General features: G+C 68.6%; 19 protein-coding genes. 9 read left to right on the top strand and 10 right to left on the bottom strand.

Translation table 11 applies throughout. The features are described 5' to 3' along the window. The first annotated feature begins 184 nt into the window (after window positions 1-184). Genes H5J26_RS04830 through H5J26_RS04820 form a run of 3 tightly spaced genes read left to right on the top strand, consistent with a single transcriptional unit; the run spans window position 185 to window position 1949 of the window. The gene (locus H5J26_RS04830; RefSeq protein ID WP_181764422.1) at window positions 185-790 is read left to right on the top strand and encodes an ArsR/SmtB family transcription factor; all 606 of its coding nucleotides are present in this window, start codon (window positions 185-187) and stop codon (window positions 788-790) included. A 2-nt stretch (window positions 791-792) separates the two neighbouring features. Continuing rightward, on the top strand, window positions 793-1203 hold the full coding sequence (locus H5J26_RS04825) for a VOC family protein (RefSeq protein ID WP_181764421.1): 411 nt from the start codon (window positions 793-795) through the stop codon (window positions 1201-1203). A 5-nt stretch (window positions 1204-1208) separates the two neighbouring features. Continuing rightward, window positions 1209-1949 carry an SRPBCC family protein gene (locus H5J26_RS04820; RefSeq protein ID WP_181764420.1) on the top strand — a complete coding sequence of 247 codons (741 nt, stop codon included), beginning with the start codon at window positions 1209-1211 and terminating at the stop codon, window positions 1947-1949. Between the two features lie 69 nt (window positions 1950-2018). Here H5J26_RS04820 and H5J26_RS04815 read toward each other — a convergent pair whose 3' ends face one another. Both H5J26_RS04815 and H5J26_RS04810 read right to left on the bottom strand, forming a co-directional pair. Beyond that, complete coding sequence (locus H5J26_RS04815; protein WP_181764419.1) at window positions 2019-2498, bottom strand: SRPBCC family protein; 480 nt, start codon at window positions 2496-2498, stop codon at window positions 2019-2021. 197 nt (window positions 2499-2695) lie between these two features. Further along, window positions 2696-3961: an ROK family transcriptional regulator gene (locus tag H5J26_RS04810; protein ID WP_181764418.1), complete on the bottom strand. Its 1266-nt coding sequence runs from the start codon at window positions 3959-3961 to the stop codon at window positions 2696-2698. A gap of 142 nt (window positions 3962-4103) precedes the next feature. Here H5J26_RS04810 and H5J26_RS04805 point away from each other — a divergent pair, with 142 nt between their 5' ends. The 5 genes from H5J26_RS04805 to H5J26_RS04785 all read left to right on the top strand — a co-directional run bounded on the left by H5J26_RS04805 (window position 4104) and on the right by H5J26_RS04785 (window position 9574). Beyond that, window positions 4104-5399, top strand: coding sequence for an extracellular solute-binding protein (locus H5J26_RS04805; protein ID WP_181764417.1), 1296 nt, complete (start codon window positions 4104-4106; stop codon window positions 5397-5399). Between the two features lie 18 nt (window positions 5400-5417). Continuing rightward, on the top strand, window positions 5418-6377 hold the full coding sequence (locus H5J26_RS04800) for a sugar ABC transporter permease (protein ID WP_309237777.1): 960 nt from the start codon (window positions 5418-5420) through the stop codon (window positions 6375-6377). Beyond that, on the top strand, window positions 6374-7231 hold the full coding sequence (locus H5J26_RS04795; RefSeq protein WP_181764416.1) for a carbohydrate ABC transporter permease: 858 nt from the start codon (window positions 6374-6376) through the stop codon (window positions 7229-7231). Before H5J26_RS04800 ends, H5J26_RS04795 begins: the two co-directional genes overlap by 4 nt. A 155-nt stretch (window positions 7232-7386) precedes the next feature. Next, complete coding sequence (locus H5J26_RS04790) at window positions 7387-9129, top strand: glycoside hydrolase family 13 protein (protein WP_210771012.1); 1743 nt, start codon at window positions 7387-7389, stop codon at window positions 9127-9129. A gap of 94 nt (window positions 9130-9223) precedes the next feature. After that, window positions 9224-9574: a hypothetical protein gene (locus H5J26_RS04785; RefSeq protein ID WP_181764415.1), complete on the top strand. Its 351-nt coding sequence runs from the start codon at window positions 9224-9226 to the stop codon at window positions 9572-9574. 649 nt (window positions 9575-10223) lie between these two features. Here the strand turns inward: H5J26_RS04785 and H5J26_RS04780 are convergent. The 6 genes from H5J26_RS04780 to H5J26_RS04755 form a co-directional block, all read right to left on the bottom strand. Beyond that, a complete protein-coding gene (locus H5J26_RS04780; RefSeq protein ID WP_419183752.1) occupies window positions 10224-10823 on the bottom strand; it encodes an urease accessory protein UreD in 600 nt (199 codons plus the stop codon). Window positions 10824-11062: 239 nt separating this feature from the next. Continuing rightward, window positions 11063-11785, bottom strand: coding sequence for an urease accessory protein UreG (ureG, locus tag H5J26_RS04775; protein ID WP_181764414.1), 723 nt, complete (start codon window positions 11783-11785; stop codon window positions 11063-11065). Between the two features lie 89 nt (window positions 11786-11874). Then, entirely contained in the window at window positions 11875-12537 is a 663-nt protein-coding gene (locus H5J26_RS04770) for an urease accessory protein UreF (RefSeq protein ID WP_181764413.1), read from the bottom strand. 65 nt (window positions 12538-12602) lie between these two features. Continuing rightward, a complete protein-coding gene (locus H5J26_RS04765; RefSeq protein WP_181764412.1) occupies window positions 12603-14336 on the bottom strand; it encodes an urease subunit alpha in 1734 nt (577 codons plus the stop codon). After that, entirely contained in the window at window positions 14326-14676 is a 351-nt protein-coding gene (locus H5J26_RS04760) for an urease subunit beta (RefSeq protein WP_181764411.1), read from the bottom strand. Before H5J26_RS04760 ends, H5J26_RS04765 begins: the two co-directional genes overlap by 11 nt. A gap of 35 nt (window positions 14677-14711) precedes the next feature. Continuing rightward, complete coding sequence (locus H5J26_RS04755) at window positions 14712-15014, bottom strand: urease subunit gamma (protein WP_181764410.1); 303 nt, start codon at window positions 15012-15014, stop codon at window positions 14712-14714. A 342-nt stretch (window positions 15015-15356) separates the two neighbouring features. Here H5J26_RS04755 and H5J26_RS04750 point away from each other — a divergent pair, with 342 nt between their 5' ends. Beyond that, window positions 15357-16298, top strand: a complete 942-nt coding sequence (locus H5J26_RS04750) for a teichoic acid biosynthesis protein C (protein WP_210771011.1) — start codon at window positions 15357-15359, stop codon at window positions 16296-16298. A 153-nt stretch (window positions 16299-16451) separates the two neighbouring features. On the opposite strand, the gene H5J26_RS04745 is transcribed toward H5J26_RS04750, so the two are convergent. Both H5J26_RS04745 and H5J26_RS30875 read right to left on the bottom strand, forming a co-directional pair. After that, window positions 16452-16850 (bottom strand): DUF4440 domain-containing protein, encoded by a 399-nt coding sequence (locus H5J26_RS04745; protein WP_181764408.1) that lies wholly within the window; start codon window positions 16848-16850, stop codon window positions 16452-16454. A gap of 298 nt (window positions 16851-17148) precedes the next feature. Continuing rightward, a partial coding sequence (locus H5J26_RS30875; RefSeq protein ID WP_210771010.1) for a helix-turn-helix transcriptional regulator occupies window positions 17149-17684 on the bottom strand: 536 nt, incomplete at its 5' end.

Below are 17684 nucleotides of genomic sequence, written 5' to 3'. Positions count from 1 at the left end.
GGGTCGTGGGCGCCCGGGCAAGGCACTCCGGTCGGGCCCAGTGCACGGCCGCTGACGGCATGCTCGCCGCGCCGGTGACGGCCCTGACTCCCCTGCGCGACCTGCGGACTCGGCATGCGGCGAGCCGGCCGGGCGTGCAGGCGCCAGCCTTGACAAAAAAAGTTGTCGGTGTGACGGTGTGGCCATGCACGACGTAGCGGTCATCGACGATCCCGGAGCGGCCGAGGTCTCGCTGGACCCGGTGCGCGCCAGGCTTCTCGCCGAGCTGTCCGAACCCGGCTCGGCCACCACACTGGCGCAGCGGGTCGGGCTGACCAGGCAGAAGGTCAACTACCACCTGCGCGCGCTGGAACGGCACGGGCTGGTCGAGCTGGTCGAGGAGCGGCGCAAGGGCAACTGCACCGAGCGCATGCTGCGGGCGACGGCGACCTCGTACGTGATCTCGCCGAGCGTCCTCGCCGCGGTCGAGCCCGACCCCGCGCGGTCCCGCGACCAGATGTCGGCGCGCTGGCTGCTCGCGGTGGCCGCGCGGCTCGTACGGGACGTGGGCGAGCTGATCACTGGCGCGGCAAGGGCCCGCAAGCGGCTCGCGACGTTCGCAGTCGACGGCGAGGTCCGGTTCGCCTCCGCGGCCGACCGCGCCGCGTTCGCCGAGGAGTTGGCGGGGGCGGTGACGTCGCTGGTCTCGAAGTACCACGACGAGTCCGCTGCCGGCGGGCGGGCGCACCGGATCGTGGTCGCCGTGCATCCCACAGTTCAACGAGAAGAGAAACCAGAAGAGAGGGGTTGATCATGTTCATTCCGGTGACCAGCATCCTGGTCGACGACCAGGACAAGGCCCTGGCGTTCTACACCGACGCGCTGGGCTTCGTGAAGAAGACCGATATCCCGGTCGGCGACGCCAAGTGGCTGACCGTCGTCTCGCCCGACGCGCCGGACGGCGTCGAGTTGCTGCTCGAACCGGACGGCAACCCCGGGATCCAGATCGACGGCAAGCCTGCCGCGCAGGTGTTCAAGAAGGCGCTCTACGACGCGGGCATGCCGTACACGATGCTCGGCAGCACGGACCTGCAGAAGGACTACGAGCGGATGAAGGGTCTCGGGGTCAGGTTCACCCAGGAGCCGACGAAGACCGATTTCGGCGCGCAGGCGGTGTTCGACGACACCTGCGGCAACTTCATCGTCCTCGCCCAGCAGGACTGATCAGCGTGGACGAACGCCGCTTGGAGAAGGAGATCGAGCTCGCCGCCTCCCCGGAACAGGTCTGGCAGGCGATCTCGACCCCGGAGGGCATGTCGGTCTGGTTCGTGCCGCACGAGCACACGGACGGGGAGCTGGAGGGGGACTTCGGCGGCGGCAACACCCAGGCCGGCCAGGTGCTGGAGTGGGAGCCGGGCAGGCGGGTCGTCTACGGAGCGCCCGGCCCGGACGGCGAACCCTCGATGACGTTCGAGTTCCTGGTCGAGGGCAGGGAAGGCGGCACCACTGTTCTCCGCCTTGTCCAGCGCGGATTCTTCGGCGACGACTGGGAGGCCGAGTACGACGGCTTCGGCAAGGGCTGGGGCATGTTCTTCCACAACCTGGCCGAGTACTTCCGGTACTTCCCGGGGCTGCCGGTGGCCAACGTGGTCGCCACCGGGTTCACCACTCTGCCCGGCGAGACGTTGTGGGCCGACCTGATCGCTCGGCTCGGCGCGGCTCCGGCGCTGGGCGAGCGGGTTCGCCTCACCCCGGAGGGCCTCGAACCCATCGAGGGTGTGGTGGACCAGCGCGACACGATGCTGCTCGGCATCCGCACCGAGCACGGTTTCTACCGCTTCATGGCCGACGACCTGCACCACATGGTGAGCACGGTCCAGTACTTCTACGGCGTCACGGTGGACCGCGAGTCCCGCACCGCCGCCTGGCAGTCCTGGCTCGACAGCCTCACGGGCGATGAAGGGCGGTGAAGGGCACTTTCACCGCAGGAGCCGACTCTCGATCACGGGCCGGCCGTGTGCGAAGCGGACACCGGCGGCTCAGTGCTCACCACCGGCGGATACGTCTGCCTCGACGAGGCGGGCGAGGTTCTCCAACGCCATGCGCGTGCCCAACTCGTTGTCGGCGGCGGGGACGCTGTCGGGGATTCCAGCGTGATGAACGAGGACGTCCGTGCCGCCGTCCGCGTCGGTGAGTGCGGTGGTCATCGTCATCGTTCCGCGCAGAGCGGGATCCGCGGTCTCGAACTCGAGGACTTCGACGACCAGTTCGTCGGGGACGAGTTCGGCGAAGTGACCGTGGTAGGTGTCGGTGTGTGCGGCCGACTTGCCTTCGCCGGCAGGGTCGGCGTACGTCAGCGAGACACGGAACGCTCCCCCTTCGCGGGCATCGAATTCGTGCACGAAGCTGGTCATGCCGGCGGGCACCCGCCACTTCGAGATCGCGTTCGCGTCGAGAAGTGCCCTGTAGACCGCCGAACGCGGTGCGTTCACATGGTGAGAGACCTGGGTCGCGTGCATGACTGCAACGTACCGCCCGGTCTCGACGCCGCCGCCCTGTGCGCGGATGACCTTCACTCCCGCCCTCGACCCCGCTTCACCGGTAGCCCCTGCTCCCCCGGCGCGCCCAGCGGTCGGGGTCAGTGGCGGCCGGTGCGGTGGGGTGCCGGCCGGGCGACGTGTGCGTCGCGGGCACCGGGTCCGGCTCGCCTTCTGCGTCAACCACCGTTGCGGGCACCGTGGACGTCCTGGAAGAGCTCCAGCGCTGCGTGGTCGAGTGCCCGGCACACTGCGCCCGTGACGACGACGTGGTCGCCGAGGGCCGAGTTCATGATCTTCGGTGGGTCCGTGACGAGTTCACCGACAGCGCGCCGGAGCGGTTGGAGGAGCACGTCGCCGGCGAGGGCGACCGCACCGCCGATGACGACGAGTTCAGGGTTCAGCAAGGTGTGGAGCAGCGCGATGACGCGGCTGATCCGCCCCGTCACCTCGTCCACGACGGCGAGCGCCAAGGGGTCGCCGTCGCTCGCAGCTACGAACAGGAGCTCGGCGGTCATCCGGTCGGGGTCGCCGTCGACGGCCTCCACGAGGGCCGCGCGGCGTGCCGGTGCCTTCGCCGACGGCTTCGCAGGCCCTTCGACGACGGCCTTGGCGACTGCTTCGGCGCCGAGGGTGCGTGCGAGCAGAGCGATGCCGTCGGTGTTTCCGACACCCTCGACCATGCTGAGGAACTTCAGCTCTCCGGCGGCTCCGTGACCGCCCTGGATGAGTCGGCCGCCGAGATACAGCCCGGATCCGAGCCGCTCGCCTGCCAGTAGCTCGACGACGTTGTCGATGTCCTGCGCGCAGCCGCGCCAACGCTCGGCGAGGACGGCGAGGTTGGCGTCGTTCTCGACGAGGACGGGCGCGTCGAAGCCGTCGCCCACGACCTCCCGGAGGTCGATCTTGGCGAGTCCGGGCAGGTAGTCCTCCTCCGCGACGATGTGGCCCCTGTCGTCCACGGGACCCGGCACGGCCAGGGCGATGGCCAGTACGGCGGACTTGTCCAATCCGGCCTCGTCGAGGGTGGCTTCGATCGCGCGGTGCGTCTGGTTGAGCCTGGCACGGGCTCCGATGTTCGTGCCACGGAAGCGGCGGGTGTGCTGCGCCAGGGAGTCACCGCGCAGGTCGGCGACGACGGTGGTGACCTTGTTCTGGCCGAGGTCGATGCCGAGCACGAATCCGGCCGTCGCGTTGAACTCGTACTGCCGCGCGCGCCTGCCCGGACCCGAGCCGCGCTCGGGCCGGCGCTGCTCGATCTCGTGGATCCAGCCCCTGCTGATCAAGTGATCGCAGACCGTGTGGACCGTCGGCCGCGACAGCCCTGTGGTGGCCATGAGCTCGGAGCCGGTGGCGGGACCTGAGGCGCGCAACGCGTCCAGAACGGCACCGGCGTTGAGTCGGCGGAGCAGCGGTGAGGTCGCCGCCGGCTCACGAATGTTCACCCGTCCCCCTCTTGACTCCGTGAGCATACGGAAGCATGCTCCAGAAGCTCATTAATAAATGACCCTCATCAATCTATCAAGGCCAGCCCGCCCACCTCGGGCTCTTCCGGCCACGGGTCTCGATGCTCGAGGAGAACGGCGCATGAAACGAACGCGTGCACTGACGGTGGCGACCGCCCTGATACTCGGCGCGGCCGCGTGCGGCACCGGCGGTGGGGCCGGCGGACAGTCGAAGGACCCCGTGGAGAAGTTGCCCCCGGGGAAGAAGGTGTCCGGCGAGATCACCTTCTGGCACGCGTACGGCGCGGGCGGGAACGAGGTCAAGCAGCTGGAGAAGAAGGTCATCCCGGCCTTCGAGAAGGAACACCCCGGCGCGAAGGTGAAGCCGGTCACCGTTCAGTACGACAAGCTGCATCAGAAGCTGGTCACCGCCGCGGCCGGACAGTCCCTGCCGGACGTGGTGCGGTCGGACCTCATCTGGGTGCCGGAGCTGGCCGAGCTCGGCGTGCTGGTCCCGCTCAGCGAGGCGCTTCCGGACTTCAAGAAGCTGAGCGGGCAGACCTTCGAAGGACCCCTGGCGACCAACCTGTACAAGGGCAAGCACTACGGCCTGCCGCTGGACACCAACACGAAGGTGCTGCTCTACAACGACTCGACGCTCAAGGCCGCGGGCGTCGACGGCCCGCCCAAGACGTTCGACGACCTCCGGGCCGCGGCCCCGAAGCTCGCAGCGCGCAAGGACTTCGTCCTTGCGGAGGCCGACACCAGCGGCTGGAACCTGCTCCCGTACATCTGGTCCAACGGCGGCGAGATGACGAACAAGGAGATCACGAAGAGCGACGGCTACCTCAACGGCGAGAAGTCTGTCGAGGCCGTGCAGCTCCTGGTCGACCTGTACAAGGCCAAGGGGCTCCCGAAGCTCGTCCTCGGTGGCGCCGGCGCCACTCCCGCCGCCGACGGGCTGGCAAAGGGCAAGTACGCGACCACCGTTGAAGGACCGTGGATCTACCCGCCCGTGCAGAAGCAGTACCCGAAGTTCAAGATGAAGGGCGCACCCTTCCCCAAGGGCGACGCCGACAGCGTCAGCGTGGTCGGCGGCGAGAGCGTCGTGGTCACCACGGCGTCGAAGGAGAAGGCGCTCGCCGCGGAGTTCTCCCGGTTCCTGCTCACGCCGAAGGCGCAGAAGCTGATGGCCGAGACCGGGCAGATCTCGGTGCTCAAGTCGCTGAGCGAGGAGATGAGCAAGCTCGAGCCGTCCTACGAGCCGTACATGAAGCAGTTGGAGACCGCGCGGCCGCGGCCGACGACGCCGGCCTGGACCAAGGTCGACGAGATCCTCAGCAAGCAGGTCCAGTTGGCGATCCGCGGCGAGGTGCCCGTCAAGAAGGCGCTCGACGAAGCGGTCGCGCAGATCGATCCGCTCCTGGCCCGGGGCTGACCGGTGGCAGGACCGATCGTGGACACACCACGCAAGACCGTCGGGCTGCTCGGCGGCGCCCCGCGCGGCACACCGCCGCGTGGGAAGTCACGCCGGCGCACCGACCTCACCCCGTACGCGTTCCTCCTCCCCGGAGTCGCGCTCTTCTGCCTGGTCGTCGCCTATCCGCTCAGCCGGTCGCTCCAGATCAGCTTCTACGACTGGGCCGTCGTGCCCACGCAGGAGAGCCGGTTCATCGGCTTCGACAACTACCTGCGGGGCCTCCAGGACGGCCAGTTCTGGCTGAGCATGGCCAACGTCGGCGTGTATCTGGTGGTCACCGTGCCGGGCCAGATCGCGATCGGGATGTTCCTGGCCGTGCTGCTGGACGCGCGACTGCCCGCACGGGGTCTGTTCCGGGTGCTGTTCTATCTCCCGGTCGTCACGAGCTGGGTGGTGGTGGCCCTGCTCTTCAAGTACCTGTTCACCACCGACGGCGGAGCGATCAACTGGGTGCTGCACGACATGCTGCACCTGGTCGACCACAACGTCCCCTGGCTGCAACAGAGATGGACGGGACTGCTCGCGGTGTGCGCCCTCGGCATCTGGAAGGGCGTCGGGTGGTCGATGGTCATCTTCCTCGCCGCCCTCACCGGGGTCAGCTCCGAGCTCAAGGACGCCGCGGCCATCGACGGTGCCAACGCCTGGCAGCGGTTCGTCAACGTGTCGCTGCCGGCCATCCGCAGAACGCTTCTCTTCGTGATCGTGATGCTGATCATCGGCGGCTTCAACGTCTTCATCTCGATCTTGCTGATGACTGAAGGCGGGCCGGCCGGCAGCACCGAAGTGCCGCTCACCTACATGTACAAGCAGGCCTTCGACTTTCTCGACTTCGGATACGCCTCGGCGCTGTCGTTCCTGCTCGCCATCGTGATCGCGGTCATCTCATTCGTCCAGTTCCATCTCTTCCGCGACGACGCCATCGGAGCGCGCCGATGACATCCACTCCACAAGCCGGCGCGTACACCCGCGAGCGGGTCTCCACCGCGATGCGCGTCACGCTGCTCGCGCTCGGCAGCCTCGTGCTGATCCTGCCGTTCCTCTACATGGCCGGTACGTCGTTCAAGTCGAACGCGTTCCTGTTCGAGATCCCGCCGCGGCTGATTCCCGAAGACCCGACGAGTTCGAACTACACGACGGCGCTGAGCAGCAACAACTTCGGGCGCTACTTTCTGAATTCGCTGTACGTCGCCGTGTCCACCACGTTCGTCGTGCTGGTGCTGGCATCGACGATGGCCTACGCGTTCGCCCGGTTCGACTTCCCAGGCAAGCGGGCCGCGTTCGCCGCTCTGCTCGGCGGCCTGATGATCCCGGCCATCATCATGATCGTCCCGCAGTTCATCCTGGCGTCGGACCTCGGGCTGCTGGACTCGTTGAACGGGCTGGTGCTGTTCTACTCCGGCGGCGCCGTCGCCTTCACCACCTTCCTGCTCCGCGCGTTCTTCGAACGGGTGCCGCAGGCGCTGGACGACGCGATGACGATCGACGGCGCCGGACCGGTGCGCAAGTTCGTCAGCCTCTACCTGCCGTTGGTGCGCCCGGCGCTGGCCACGGCTGCGATCTTCACCTTCCTCGGTGCGTGGGACGAGTTCGTGTGGGCCCTGACCGTCATCGACAACCCGGACAAGCGCACGCTGCCCATCGCGATCGCCGCGTTCCAGGGGCAGCACTCCACCCAGTGGGGGCTGGTCTTCGCGGCGTCCATGATCGCGATCGTGCCCGTACTCGTGGTCTACGTCGTCGGGCAGCGGCAGTTCATCGCCGGCATCGCCTCAGGGGCCGTGAAGGACTGACCACACGACCGGGGAACCCGGTCACGACCAGACACGGGGCAGCGAGGAGACGACGACCGACCGGCGACCGCCACGAGCGATCCGACGGTACGGACACACCGGATCGTCGTCTCCATCCGCTGCCGGCCGCATCGACGCACGACTGAGAGAGCACCTTGACCTCGATCCTCACCACCGAAACCGACGCGCACGACACCGACCGGACCTGGTGGAAGACCGCGGTCGTCTACCAGATCTACCCGCGCAGCTTCGCGGACAGCAACGGTGACGGAATCGGCGACCTCCGCGGCATCACCGGACGTCTCGACCACCTCGCCCAGCTGGGCGTCGACGTGCTGTGGCTGTCCCCCGTCTACAGGTCGCCGCAGGACGACAACGGTTACGACATCAGCGACTACTGCGACATCGACCCGGCGTTCGGCACCCTCGCCGACTTCGACGAGCTGCTGGCCGGGGTGCACGAGCGTGGCATGAAGCTGGTGATGGACCTCGTGGTGAACCACACCTCGGACCAGCACCCGTGGTTCACCGAATCCCGGTCCTCGCTCAACAACCCCAAGCGCGACTGGTATTGGTGGCGGCCGGCACGAGAGGGCACGGACCCGGGCACGCCCGGGGCGGAGCCGAACAACTGGCGGGCGGTCTTCTCAGGGCCGGCCTGGCGTTTCGACGAGACCACCGGTGAGTACTACCTGCATCTCTTCTCGCGCAGTCAGCCTGACCTCAACTGGGAGAACCCCGAAGTCCGAGCTGCCATATACGAGATGATGCGGTGGTGGCTCGACCGCGGAGTCGACGGCTTCCGGATGGACGTCATCAACATGATCTCGAAGGACCCCGCGCTGCCGGACGGCGTCGTCAGCGACGGCGACACCTACGGCGACGGCGGACCTTCGTTCCTGTGCGGGCCCCGCATCCACGACTACCTGCAGGAAATGCACCGCGAGGTCTTCGCCGGCCGGGACCGGCCGATCCTGACCGTGGGTGAGATGCCGGGTGTCACCGTCGAGGAGGCCCGGCTGTTCACGGACCCGGAGCGCCGCGAACTCGACATGGTGTTCCAGTTCGAGCACGTCGGCCTCGACCACGGGACGAGCAAGTGGGACAGCCGTGAACTGAAGCTCCGCGACCTCAAGGCGTCGCTCGGGCGGTGGCAGGACGGCCTGGCCGAGACGGGCTGGAACAGCCTCTACTGGAACAACCACGACCAGCCGCGCATCGTGTCCCGGTTCGGCGACGACCGCGAGCACAGGGTCCGCTCGGCGACCATGCTGGCCACGGTGCTCCACCTGCACCGCGGCACGCCGTACATCTACCAGGGTGAAGAACTCGGCATGACCAACGCGCCGCTCGACACCATCGACGACTTCCGCGACATCGAGTCCCTGAACCACCACGCCGAGGCGGTCGCCGCCGGCGCGGGCTCGGCCGAAGTGGTCGCCGCCATGCGGCCGATGAGCCGCGACAACTCCCGTACGCCCATGCAGTGGGACACGTCTGCGAACGCGGGCTTCACGGCCGGAACCCCGTGGATCGCGGTCAACCCGAACCACACCGAGATCAACGCGGCGGCTCAACTCGACGACCCTGCCTCGGTCTTCCAGCACTACCAGCGGCTCATCGCCCTACGCCACGACGAACCCGTCGTCGCCCACGGCGACTTCACCATGCTGCTCCCGGACGACGACCGCGTGTACGCGTTCACGCGGCGGCTGGGTGACACCGCGCTGCTCGTCCTCGCCAACTTCACCGGCAGCCCGGTCTCCGTCGAACTGCCTGACGCGGCCGAGTGGTCCGACGCCGAAGTGCTCATGAGCAACGTCGGCCCGCGCTCGGAGCGCCTGAGCGAACTCGCACCCTGGGAGGCGACTGTCTACCGCCGCAGCGACGCCGGGTGATCCTCCGGCGCGTGCGGCCAACGGATCCGCGCGTCGCACGGAACCCGTCCGCGAACCTCCACGTCCGACCGCTGATCGGCCCGGAAGGGGGCTCATGCAGAAGCGCAGGAGTGTCAAGTTCGCCGGCGGCGGCGTCATGACGGCCGTCTTGGTCCTCGGTGCAATCCAGGTCGGTGACCTCGGCGGTGAGACCGTGTCGGCCGTCGGGGAACCCTCGCGCGACTCCGATGTCAGCAGAGGGGACCTGGACGCCCTGGCTGCCCGGATCAGCGCGGACATGCACCGCTGGGACGGCAGCTTCACCATGCGCAGAGTCGTCGTGGACGATTCGGGATTCGTGTCCGTGGGCGTCGACGACCCCGCGAAAGCGGAGCCCATCCTCAACAGGGCCTTCGGCAAGAAGCACATCGAGGTGAAGCACGTGGAACAGGCCCACCTGTTCTAGTGCTGTAGCCGCATGGTTCGCCGAGCTGTCCGGTGATGCCGCCTCGGCGACGGGGCGGCATCAGGCTGTCGGTCATCCAGGTCCTGGACCTGCTGGCGGTGCCCCGTCGTGCCTGAGTCGAGCAGCGCGGTCATGGAGGTGGTCGTGGACGAATTCCGGCGTCATCCCTACCGGTGCCCCCTGGGTCGCCCGGAGGGTCTGTACCGGCTGGACGTGTTCCACGACTACGGCGCCTTCCCGGTCTGGGGACGCTTCACTGTGCCTCAGCGGGCGGGCAGAGCCCGCGCGGGAGCTGCCTGGCTCGTTGAACTCCGAATACCTCTGTATCTCCCCGCAGTTGGGCACCGATCTGCAGGGCATGGTCGGACCGGCACGGCCGTCACAGCGAGTGGGGGCGCGTCTGCCGGCGACCGACGAGCAGTGGGAAGCGCACCGGTTGGCAGGGCAAGTCCTGGCGGAGCGGCTGGCGAGGGCGACGGGGGCGGAGAACAACTGGCGTTGGCCGGACGGAGATCCGGAGTACCCGCACTGCGGGGAGCAGGTGGCGACTCACTTGGCCCTTCGCAACGGGTGCGGACCGTGACCCCGCGGCTCACATGGTCCGCTCCGCCCGGGCCGACGACCAAGGACCGCTGACCCTGTCTCCCGGTCAATCTGCAGGCCTCGGCGGCCATCTCAGCAGCGGTGTCACGGCCAGGGCGTCCGCACCGAGCGCGGTGACGAGCACCCCCGGTCCCTCCAGCGGCGTGACGACCGCATCGGGGCCGAGCAGGCACTGCGGCGCGGGCTCATGGGACATATCCGGGTCGACGACCAGCAGTTGACCCACGGCCCTGTGCCCGCCCAGTACGGCGCCGCCGTCCCAGCCGGGCGCGCCAGGGCCGGTGTCGAGTTGCTGGTCGAGGAGTGGGCGGCCGCAGCGGTGGACGGTGAGTCCGGTGGTGAGGCGGCCTGGTTCCTCGCCGGTGCGCCCGAGCACGGAGACGTCCCGCAGTTCCAGGTGAGCGGTTGGCGCGAGATCGACGTGGATGGTCTGGTGCAGGTGGCTGCGCAAGGCCGAGATGAGGGGCCCGGGCAGCCACCGCAGTTGTGCGTGCTCTCCGACGGTCAGCCGTATGTCGTATGAAGCGGCGTCACCGTGGCGTCCTGGCAGTGCGAGAGTGGCCGCGACGGTGTCCATCCGCAGCCTCGCTCCGGCCTCCACCCGCACGTCCAGGGTCAGTTGGTCGCCGCCGAGCGGGGCGCTCATTGCGCCGACGAGGGTGACTCTCGCTTCGCCTGACGCCCCGTCCTGCGCTGCTCGCGTGAGGCGGGGGGTGAGTGGTCCCGTGCCGCTGACCAGCGGGACGGCGGTCCCGCCGCGGCCGTCCGCGACGGCCGTGACGCGGGCATCGGCTCGTACTGCGAAGGCACGAGGCAGCGGTGAACTGGTTTTTGTGCCGACTCCCCCGGCCGTCGTCGCTGGCCCGTCTCCGGCTGCAACCCGGCTCACAGGGCTACGGTCTCCTGCTTCCAGGCCGCGAGCCGGGCACGCGTCCAGTCGGCGATCGGTGACACGCCGTCCTCAGCTTTGATCGAGGTGAAGGCGACGGGGCGGCTGCCGCGCTGTGCCTCGGCGTCGCGGGCCATGGCTGCCAGGTCGGAGCCGACGTGCGGAGCGAGGTCGGTCTTGTTGACCACGAGGAGGTCCGCGGTGGTGATGCCGGGGCCGCCCTTACGGGGTATGTCGTCACCAGCCGCCACGTCGATGACGAAGATCTGGGCGTCGACGAGGCCCTTGGAGAAGGTGGCGGTGAGGTTGTCGCCTCCGGACTCGACCAGGATCAGGTCGAGCCCTCCGCTGGAGGCCGCGGCGTGCTCCAGGTCCTCGACGGCTTCCAGGTTGGCCGAGATGTCGTCGCGGATCGCCGTGTGCGGACAGGCACCGGTCTCGACGGCAGCGATCCTCTCTGGCGGCAGCACTGCGGCGCGCAGCAGGAACGCGGCGTCTTCTCTTGTGTAGATGTCGTTGGTCACCACGGCGAGGGAGAACTCCTCGCGCAGTGCCCGGCACAGCGCCGCCACGGTGGCGGTCTTCCCCGAGCCGACGGGCCCGCCGAGACCGACGCGCAGGGCCCGGAGTCCCCCGTTGCGGAGGGCGGGCTCTGCGCCGGCCGGCTGGGCGCTGTGGGTGTGTCGATGCGGGAACGGGGCGGGAGGGTCCAGGTGCATTGCGGCGACTCCTTGCAGGGGCATCGTGTTGCTGATGGATGAGTGGCGCTCCGGGCGCCAGCGGCGACGAGACGTTCGCCGCGGCGGATCTACGAAGCGAAGAGGCGCACGGGCCAGGTGGCGTGGTCCTCCGCCGTGATCTCCAGCAGCGGTGCGGCGGCGGCCGGGAGGGCGTCGATGCCGCTGCGCGCGGCTTGTGTTCCCCCTTCGGCGATCTTGTTGATGGATGGGGCAAGTCGGGCGAGTACCGCTGAGGCTTCGAAGGGGTCGAGGCCAAGAAGCCTCACTGCAGCGGTAGTCGGGACCGAGACCGACTCGTAGGCCGCGGCGTGGGCGGCATCGAGCGGGGAAAGCCCGGCGGAGAGAGCGAGGAGGCCGAGTACCACGGGCTCGTGTGCACCGCCGGGGCAGGCCTGTGCGAGGTCGTCGAGCGCTGCCGAGGGCCAGACCGCGCGACCGGCCCGCATCAGCTGCCGGCCGAGCTTTCGAGACGTACGGCGCAGGGCCGGTGAGGGAGTTCGGGCGTCGGCTGCCTCATCGAGGTCGCGGGGGTTGTGGCCGCCGGCGGCTGCGGCGGCGAGGCCGGAGGCGACCAGGCCCGAGGTGTGCAGGCGGCCTCGGCAGAAGTCGGCGAGCGTGGCGGAGTCGACGATGCGGCCGGCGCGCACCGCGGCTTCTGCTCCTCCGGAGTGTGCGTGTGTTCCGGCGGGGAATCGTCCGTCGGCGAGGACGAGAAGGGCTGCCGTGGTCATCTCGCGGCCCTGACCGGCGTGTTGGTTGCGTTGGAGATCATCGGCGCGTCCTTCCGTGTGCCGCGTCAGAAGAGGAAGTAGCGCTGGGACATGGGGAGTTCTTCGGCGGGAGCGGGGTCGACGGGCACACCGTCGATGGTGACGGTGAAGGTGTCGGGGTCGACGGCGACGTCGGGGAGTCGATCGTTTTCGCGCATGTCCGCCTTGGTGACGGCGCGGGTGTCGCGTGTGGCGACGAACTGCTTGCCGAGGCCGAGCCGTTCGGGCAGCCCGTCCTCCAGCGCCGCGGGGTTGGCGAAGTTGAGTGAGTTGGCGGCCGGAGCTCGGCCCGTGGCTCCGAACATGGGGCGGGGCAGTACGGGTTGGGGTGTGGGAATGGAGGCGTTTGCGTCGCCCATCTGCGCGTAGGCGATCTGCCCGCCTTTCAGCACGAGTTGGGGCTTCACCGCGAAGAAGGCCGGCTCCCACAGCACCAAGTCCGCCAGCTTGCCCGGCTCGACGGATCCGAGGTGTGCGTCGAGGCCCTGTGCGACGGCAGGGTTGATCGTGTACTTGGCGACGTAGCGGCGGGCGCGGGCGTTGTCGGAGCGGCCGTCGCGCGGCAGGGAACCGCGTCGCTTCTTCATCACGTGTGCGGTCTGCCAGGTTCGCAGGATCACCTCGCCGATGCGGCCCATGGCTTGGGAGTCGGAGGAGATGATCGAGATGGCGCCCATGTCGTGCAGGACGTCCTCGGCGGCGATGGTGGAGGGCCTGATGCGGGACTCGGCGAAGGCGAGGTCCTCCGGGACGGCCGGGTTGAGGTGGTGGCAGACCATCAGCATGTCGAGGTGTTCGTCGATGGTGTTGACGGTGTGGGGCCGGGTGGGGTTGGTCGAGGAGGGCAGCACGTTGGGGTGGCCGACGACGGTGATGATGTCGGGTGCGTGGCCTCCTCCCGCGCCCTCGGTGTGATACGCGTGGATGCCTCGGCCTGCGATGGCGGCCAGGGTGTCCTGGACGAAGCCTGCTTCGTTGAGCGTGTCTGTGTGAACGGCGAGTTGGGCGCCGGTCTCGTCGCAGACCGTGAGGCACGCGTCGACGGCGGCGGGGGTCGCTCCCCAGTCCTCGTGGATCTTGAATCCCGCGGCGCCGCCGCGCAGCTGGCTGTGCAGCGCCTCCGGTGAGACGGTGTTCCCCTTGCCCAGCAGCCCGATGTTGACCGGCATGTCGTCCATGGCGGCGAAGGTTCGAGCCAGGTGCCACGGACCGGGTGTGATCGTGGTTGCCTTGGTGCCCTCCGCCGGTCCTGTGCCGCCTCCGAGAAGGGTTGTGACTCCGGAAGCCAGGGCCTCGTCGATGAGTTGCGGGCAGACGAAGTGCACGTGGGTGTCGACGCCGCCGGCGGTGAGGATCTTGCCGTTTCCGGCGATGATCTCTGTTTCGGGTCCGATGACGAGCTCGGGGTGCACGCCGTCCATGGTGTCGGGGTTCCCGGCCTTGGCCAGCGCGGTGATCCGGCCGTCTCGGATGCCGACGTCCGCCTTGATCACGCCCCAGTGGTCGAGAACGAGGGCACCGGTGATGACGGTGTCGGGCGCACCTTCGGCGCGTGTCGTGCGCGCTTGTCCCATGGACTCGCGGATGACCTTGCCGCCTCCGAAGACCGCCTCGTCTCCCGCTCGTCCTGGGCCTCCGCAGCGGTCTTCTTCGACCTCGATGAGGAGATCGGTGTCGGCGAGCCGTACCCGGTCGCCGGTGGTCGGGCCGAACAGGTCCGCGTAGAGCGCCCGGGGAAGCGCGCTGCCCTCATCGGTCATCGGCATCTCCGGCCAGGGATACGGTCTCGCCGTCTTCGAGCGCTCCACTCGTCTCTCCGCGCAGTCCGGCGATCACGCGCCGGCCACCGAGCGGCACGAGTCGGACTTCGACAGGGACGGCGGGCTCGAATCGGACGGCTGTTCCTGCGGCGACGGCCAGGCGCTTGCCACGGGCAGCGACCCTGTCGAACTCCAATCCCGGGTTGGCCTCGGCGAAGTGGTAGTGGGAACCGACTTGTACGGGCCGGTCGGCGACGTTGAGCACGGTGAGCCGAGTGATGTCGGCCCCCTCGTTGAGGATCACCGGGTCTTCGCCGTGGAGGATCTCTCCTGGTATCACGTCGCCACGCTCCTTCCGCTCGTGCCAGGTCCGGTTCAGGGGATGGGCCGATGGACGGTGACGAGCTTCGTACCGTCGGGGAAGGTGGCCTCCACCTGCACGTTGCCGAGCATCTCGGGCACCCCGTCCATGACGTCTTCGCGGGTGAGGACTTCGCGGCCCGAATCCATCAGCTCCCTGACGGACAGTCCGTCCCGTGCCCCCTCCAGGACGTGGGAGGTGATCAGTGCCACGGCCTCGGGATGGTTGAGCAGTACACCGCGCTCCTTGCGCCGTGCGGCGACGTCGGCGGCCACATGGATGAGCAGGCGTTCCTGCTCGTGCGGTGTCAGCTGCATCGTCTCCCCTGCGCTCCTCGCCTCTTCCCCACGACCAGCACGTGGCCCCAGGGGTTGAGGCAGGCTATGCCGGGGGCGTTTCAACGGCGTTAACGCCGATATGGGGCCCGGTGCGCACTGGAGCAGCCCAAGTCGACGTCCTCGAGTTCCGCCGGACTCCCCGTGGATACGGGGAGCACGTGTCAACCCCACGATCAAGCAGTCGGTCCTGCCGCACGACAGCTCACCGAGTTCGGACACCTGGCTGCACGACCGGCTGCCGTACGCCATGATCGGGGTCGGCCGACCACCAACACGACGACGGGGGAACCGATGTCGGGACAGAAGTTTTCACGACGAGGCATGTTAAGGGCAGGAGGCGCGGCCCTCCTGGCAACCGGCGCCGCCGGGGCGCTGACGGTCGGCAAGGCTTCGGCCGCCGTGCCGGCGTCGAAGCGATTCGATCTGTCCAAGCCCTCCTACGACGTCTTCCGCAAGGTGATGCTCGACGAGAGACACCACGCGATGCAGGGCATGGCGTTCGACACCGCGAACCGGCGCATGTTCATCGCCCAGGTCCGCGACGGCAGTTCGGGCGACGACCTGTGCGTCAACCGTCTCGACGAATCCGGCAAGATCACCGGCACCATGCACCTCGACAACGCCGGGCACGGTGTCTCGATCGGGGTGGAGCCGAAAGGTTCGGACTCCTTCGTGTGGGTCGAGTGCGACTCGGACGCGGGCGACGACAGCGGCCGGGGCACGGCGCTGGCCCGGTTCAAGTTCGTCGACGGCGAGGCTCCGTCCGGGGTGAAGAAGTTCTTCACCGGCAGCGACACGATCACCTGCGCCACCGACCCGGTCAACAGCCGCATCCTGGTCCGCCGTAAGGAGTCGGGCGGCATGACCTACCGGCTGTACGACTTCTCCAGCATGGACATCGAGAACGGCACGTTCACCGACGAACTCGCGAAGATCACCCAGCCGAAGCTCGGCGACGGATCGGTGACGTTCCAGGGCTACGCCGTGTTCGGCAGTTACCTGTACACGCTGGACGGCGACGGCCACGCCGACGCCGCCGACATCAACTCGTTCGTGACGGCCACCGACCTGAACACCGGCAAGGTGGTCCAACGTTCCCTCACCAAGGCGGGGAAGTCACTGATCTTCCGCGAGCCGGAGGGCATGGCGATCACCCGGACGTCGGGCGGTGAGGTCCGCCTGTGCTTCGGATTCGCGTCCCGCACCAGCGTCGGCAACATCAACCGGTACGCCAACGTCTTCCACAAGAACGTGCTCGTCTGACCGACCTCCGCAGAACGCCTGCCGCTCGCCGACTCGTCGCCGAGCGGCAGGCACAAGCGATGCCGGGCCGGGCCGGGCGAAGGTGACGCCGCCGATCTCCTCGTGGTCATCGACGACGAGATCGAGAACGTGCGGCCCGTGGTGTGCGCCGAGCTACGGGTTCGGACTCTTTGTCGGCGTGCCCTGGTTGTGGAACATCTGCCACTCCCCCGGTGCCACTCGCCGCCACAGTGAGGTCCGGTGCGACCACCGGTTCTTGGTCTTCGCCGTGTACTTCACCATCACCAGTCCGTCTGCCAACCGGAACCCGCGCATGCGCTCCACTGTGATCGGTTCGCCGGCCGGATCGGTTTCTGCCGCGACGCGCTCGGCGGTTCCCTCGAACTCGATCTCGACCCCGGAAGCCCCGAACTCGTGGAAGTCCGGAGCGAGGAACCTGCGCAACCGGTCGGAGTCGGCTCGGCATCCGGGCGACAACGTCTCGTACTCCGCAGCAATTGCTTCGGCTACCTGAGGGTCGTCACTGCCGGTGTCCCTGCGGGGCTTCGTCATGAGTTCAAGAGATACCACCGGCTCCCGTCGATCCGGATCGGGTTGCAACTCACTGTCCGTGCAACGGCATTGGGCTGGAGCCTCAACGGGCTGCCGGACGACCGCGGTATCAGGGGGTCGAGGAAGTGCTGCGGCAGCTCCCGGACTTGGGCGCATGGCCGCGGCGAAGCGTCCCTACGCTTCGAACGGCGAGCTCACAGGTGCCGCATCCAGACGTTCGGCTCGACGTAAGTGCCGAGGTCGGTAGGGCGATCGATCTCCAGGACCGACGCGGTCGGCCCGGTGCAGTCGGCGCCGTTCACGTGTCCCCTGGCGTCTCCGGCCGTCGTCCGAGGTGCACCACCACCTGCTCGGCTGCCGGCCGGTCCGTGGAAGGTGAACTCCCCGCGACAACCGCGGTGCTCCTCGGCAGCAGAGGCAACCCTGCGCGCAGCATGGGGCCGCCGACCATCGGCAGGTGCCTGCAGATCTCCACGCGCGAGGTGATCCTCAACTTCCGGAAGACGCTGCGGAGATGGAAGTTGACCGTGTGGACAGAGCGGTGCACCTGAGAAGCGATCTGACGGTTCGTCATCCCCGCTGCCGCCAGTCGCGCCATCTGCTGCTCGCGCCAGCTCAACGCCCCCCAACCCGCCGCCTGTTGCCCGTCGACCGGATCGGGCTTCGACGGCGAGGGCTCCGGCTCCTGCGCCAGGACTCCGGCCGCGCTCGGGGCCAGCACCGCCACGACCGGCCGGTCGCCGAGGCGTTGCCCCGGTTCCCCGTGCCGGACGGGAACGGCACCGGCGACCGAGTCCAGGCTCCGCGCACTGGCACAGCAGCTCCGCCCACGCC

The organism is Streptomyces albidus (ex Kaewkla and Franco 2022), from assembly GCF_013870515.1.
GTDB classification, from domain to species: domain Bacteria; phylum Actinomycetota; class Actinomycetes; order Streptomycetales; family Streptomycetaceae; genus Streptomyces; species Streptomyces albidus.
The sequence above is the reverse complement of the archived record's forward strand: the minus strand, read 5'-3'. Positions and strand labels throughout refer to the sequence as shown.

What these genes read in the sequence shown, in the direction of transcription:
- H5J26_RS04770 (WP_181764413.1), bottom strand. Translation starts at nt 12,537, where the DNA reads ATGACCACGGCAGCCCTTCTCGTCCTCGCCGACGGACGATTCCCCGCC.
- H5J26_RS04815 (WP_181764419.1), bottom strand. Translation starts at nt 2,498, where the DNA reads ATGCACGCGACCCAGGTCTCTCACCATGTGAACGCACCGCGTTCGGCG.
- H5J26_RS04755 (WP_181764410.1), bottom strand. Translation starts at nt 15,014, where the DNA reads ATGCAGCTGACACCGCACGAGCAGGAACGCCTGCTCATCCATGTGGCC.
- H5J26_RS04805 (WP_181764417.1), top strand. Translation starts at nt 4,104, where the DNA reads ATGAAACGAACGCGTGCACTGACGGTGGCGACCGCCCTGATACTCGGC.
- H5J26_RS04745 (WP_181764408.1), bottom strand. Translation starts at nt 16,850, where the DNA reads ATGACGAAGCCCCGCAGGGACACCGGCAGTGACGACCCTCAGGTAGCC.
- ureG (WP_181764414.1), bottom strand. Translation starts at nt 11,785, where the DNA reads ATGCACCTGGACCCTCCCGCCCCGTTCCCGCATCGACACACCCACAGC.
- H5J26_RS04785 (WP_181764415.1), top strand. Translation starts at nt 9,224, where the DNA reads ATGCAGAAGCGCAGGAGTGTCAAGTTCGCCGGCGGCGGCGTCATGACG.
- H5J26_RS04830 (WP_181764422.1), top strand. Translation starts at nt 185, where the DNA reads ATGCACGACGTAGCGGTCATCGACGATCCCGGAGCGGCCGAGGTCTCG.
- H5J26_RS04825 (WP_181764421.1), top strand. Translation starts at nt 793, where the DNA reads ATGTTCATTCCGGTGACCAGCATCCTGGTCGACGACCAGGACAAGGCC.
- H5J26_RS04795 (WP_181764416.1), top strand. Translation starts at nt 6,374, where the DNA reads ATGACATCCACTCCACAAGCCGGCGCGTACACCCGCGAGCGGGTCTCC.
- H5J26_RS04765 (WP_181764412.1), bottom strand. Translation starts at nt 14,336, where the DNA reads ATGACCGATGAGGGCAGCGCGCTTCCCCGGGCGCTCTACGCGGACCTG.
- H5J26_RS04750 (WP_210771011.1), top strand. Translation starts at nt 15,357, where the DNA reads ATGTTAAGGGCAGGAGGCGCGGCCCTCCTGGCAACCGGCGCCGCCGGG.
- H5J26_RS04780 (WP_419183752.1), bottom strand. Translation starts at nt 10,823, where the DNA reads ATGAGCGCCCCGCTCGGCGGCGACCAACTGACCCTGGACGTGCGGGTG.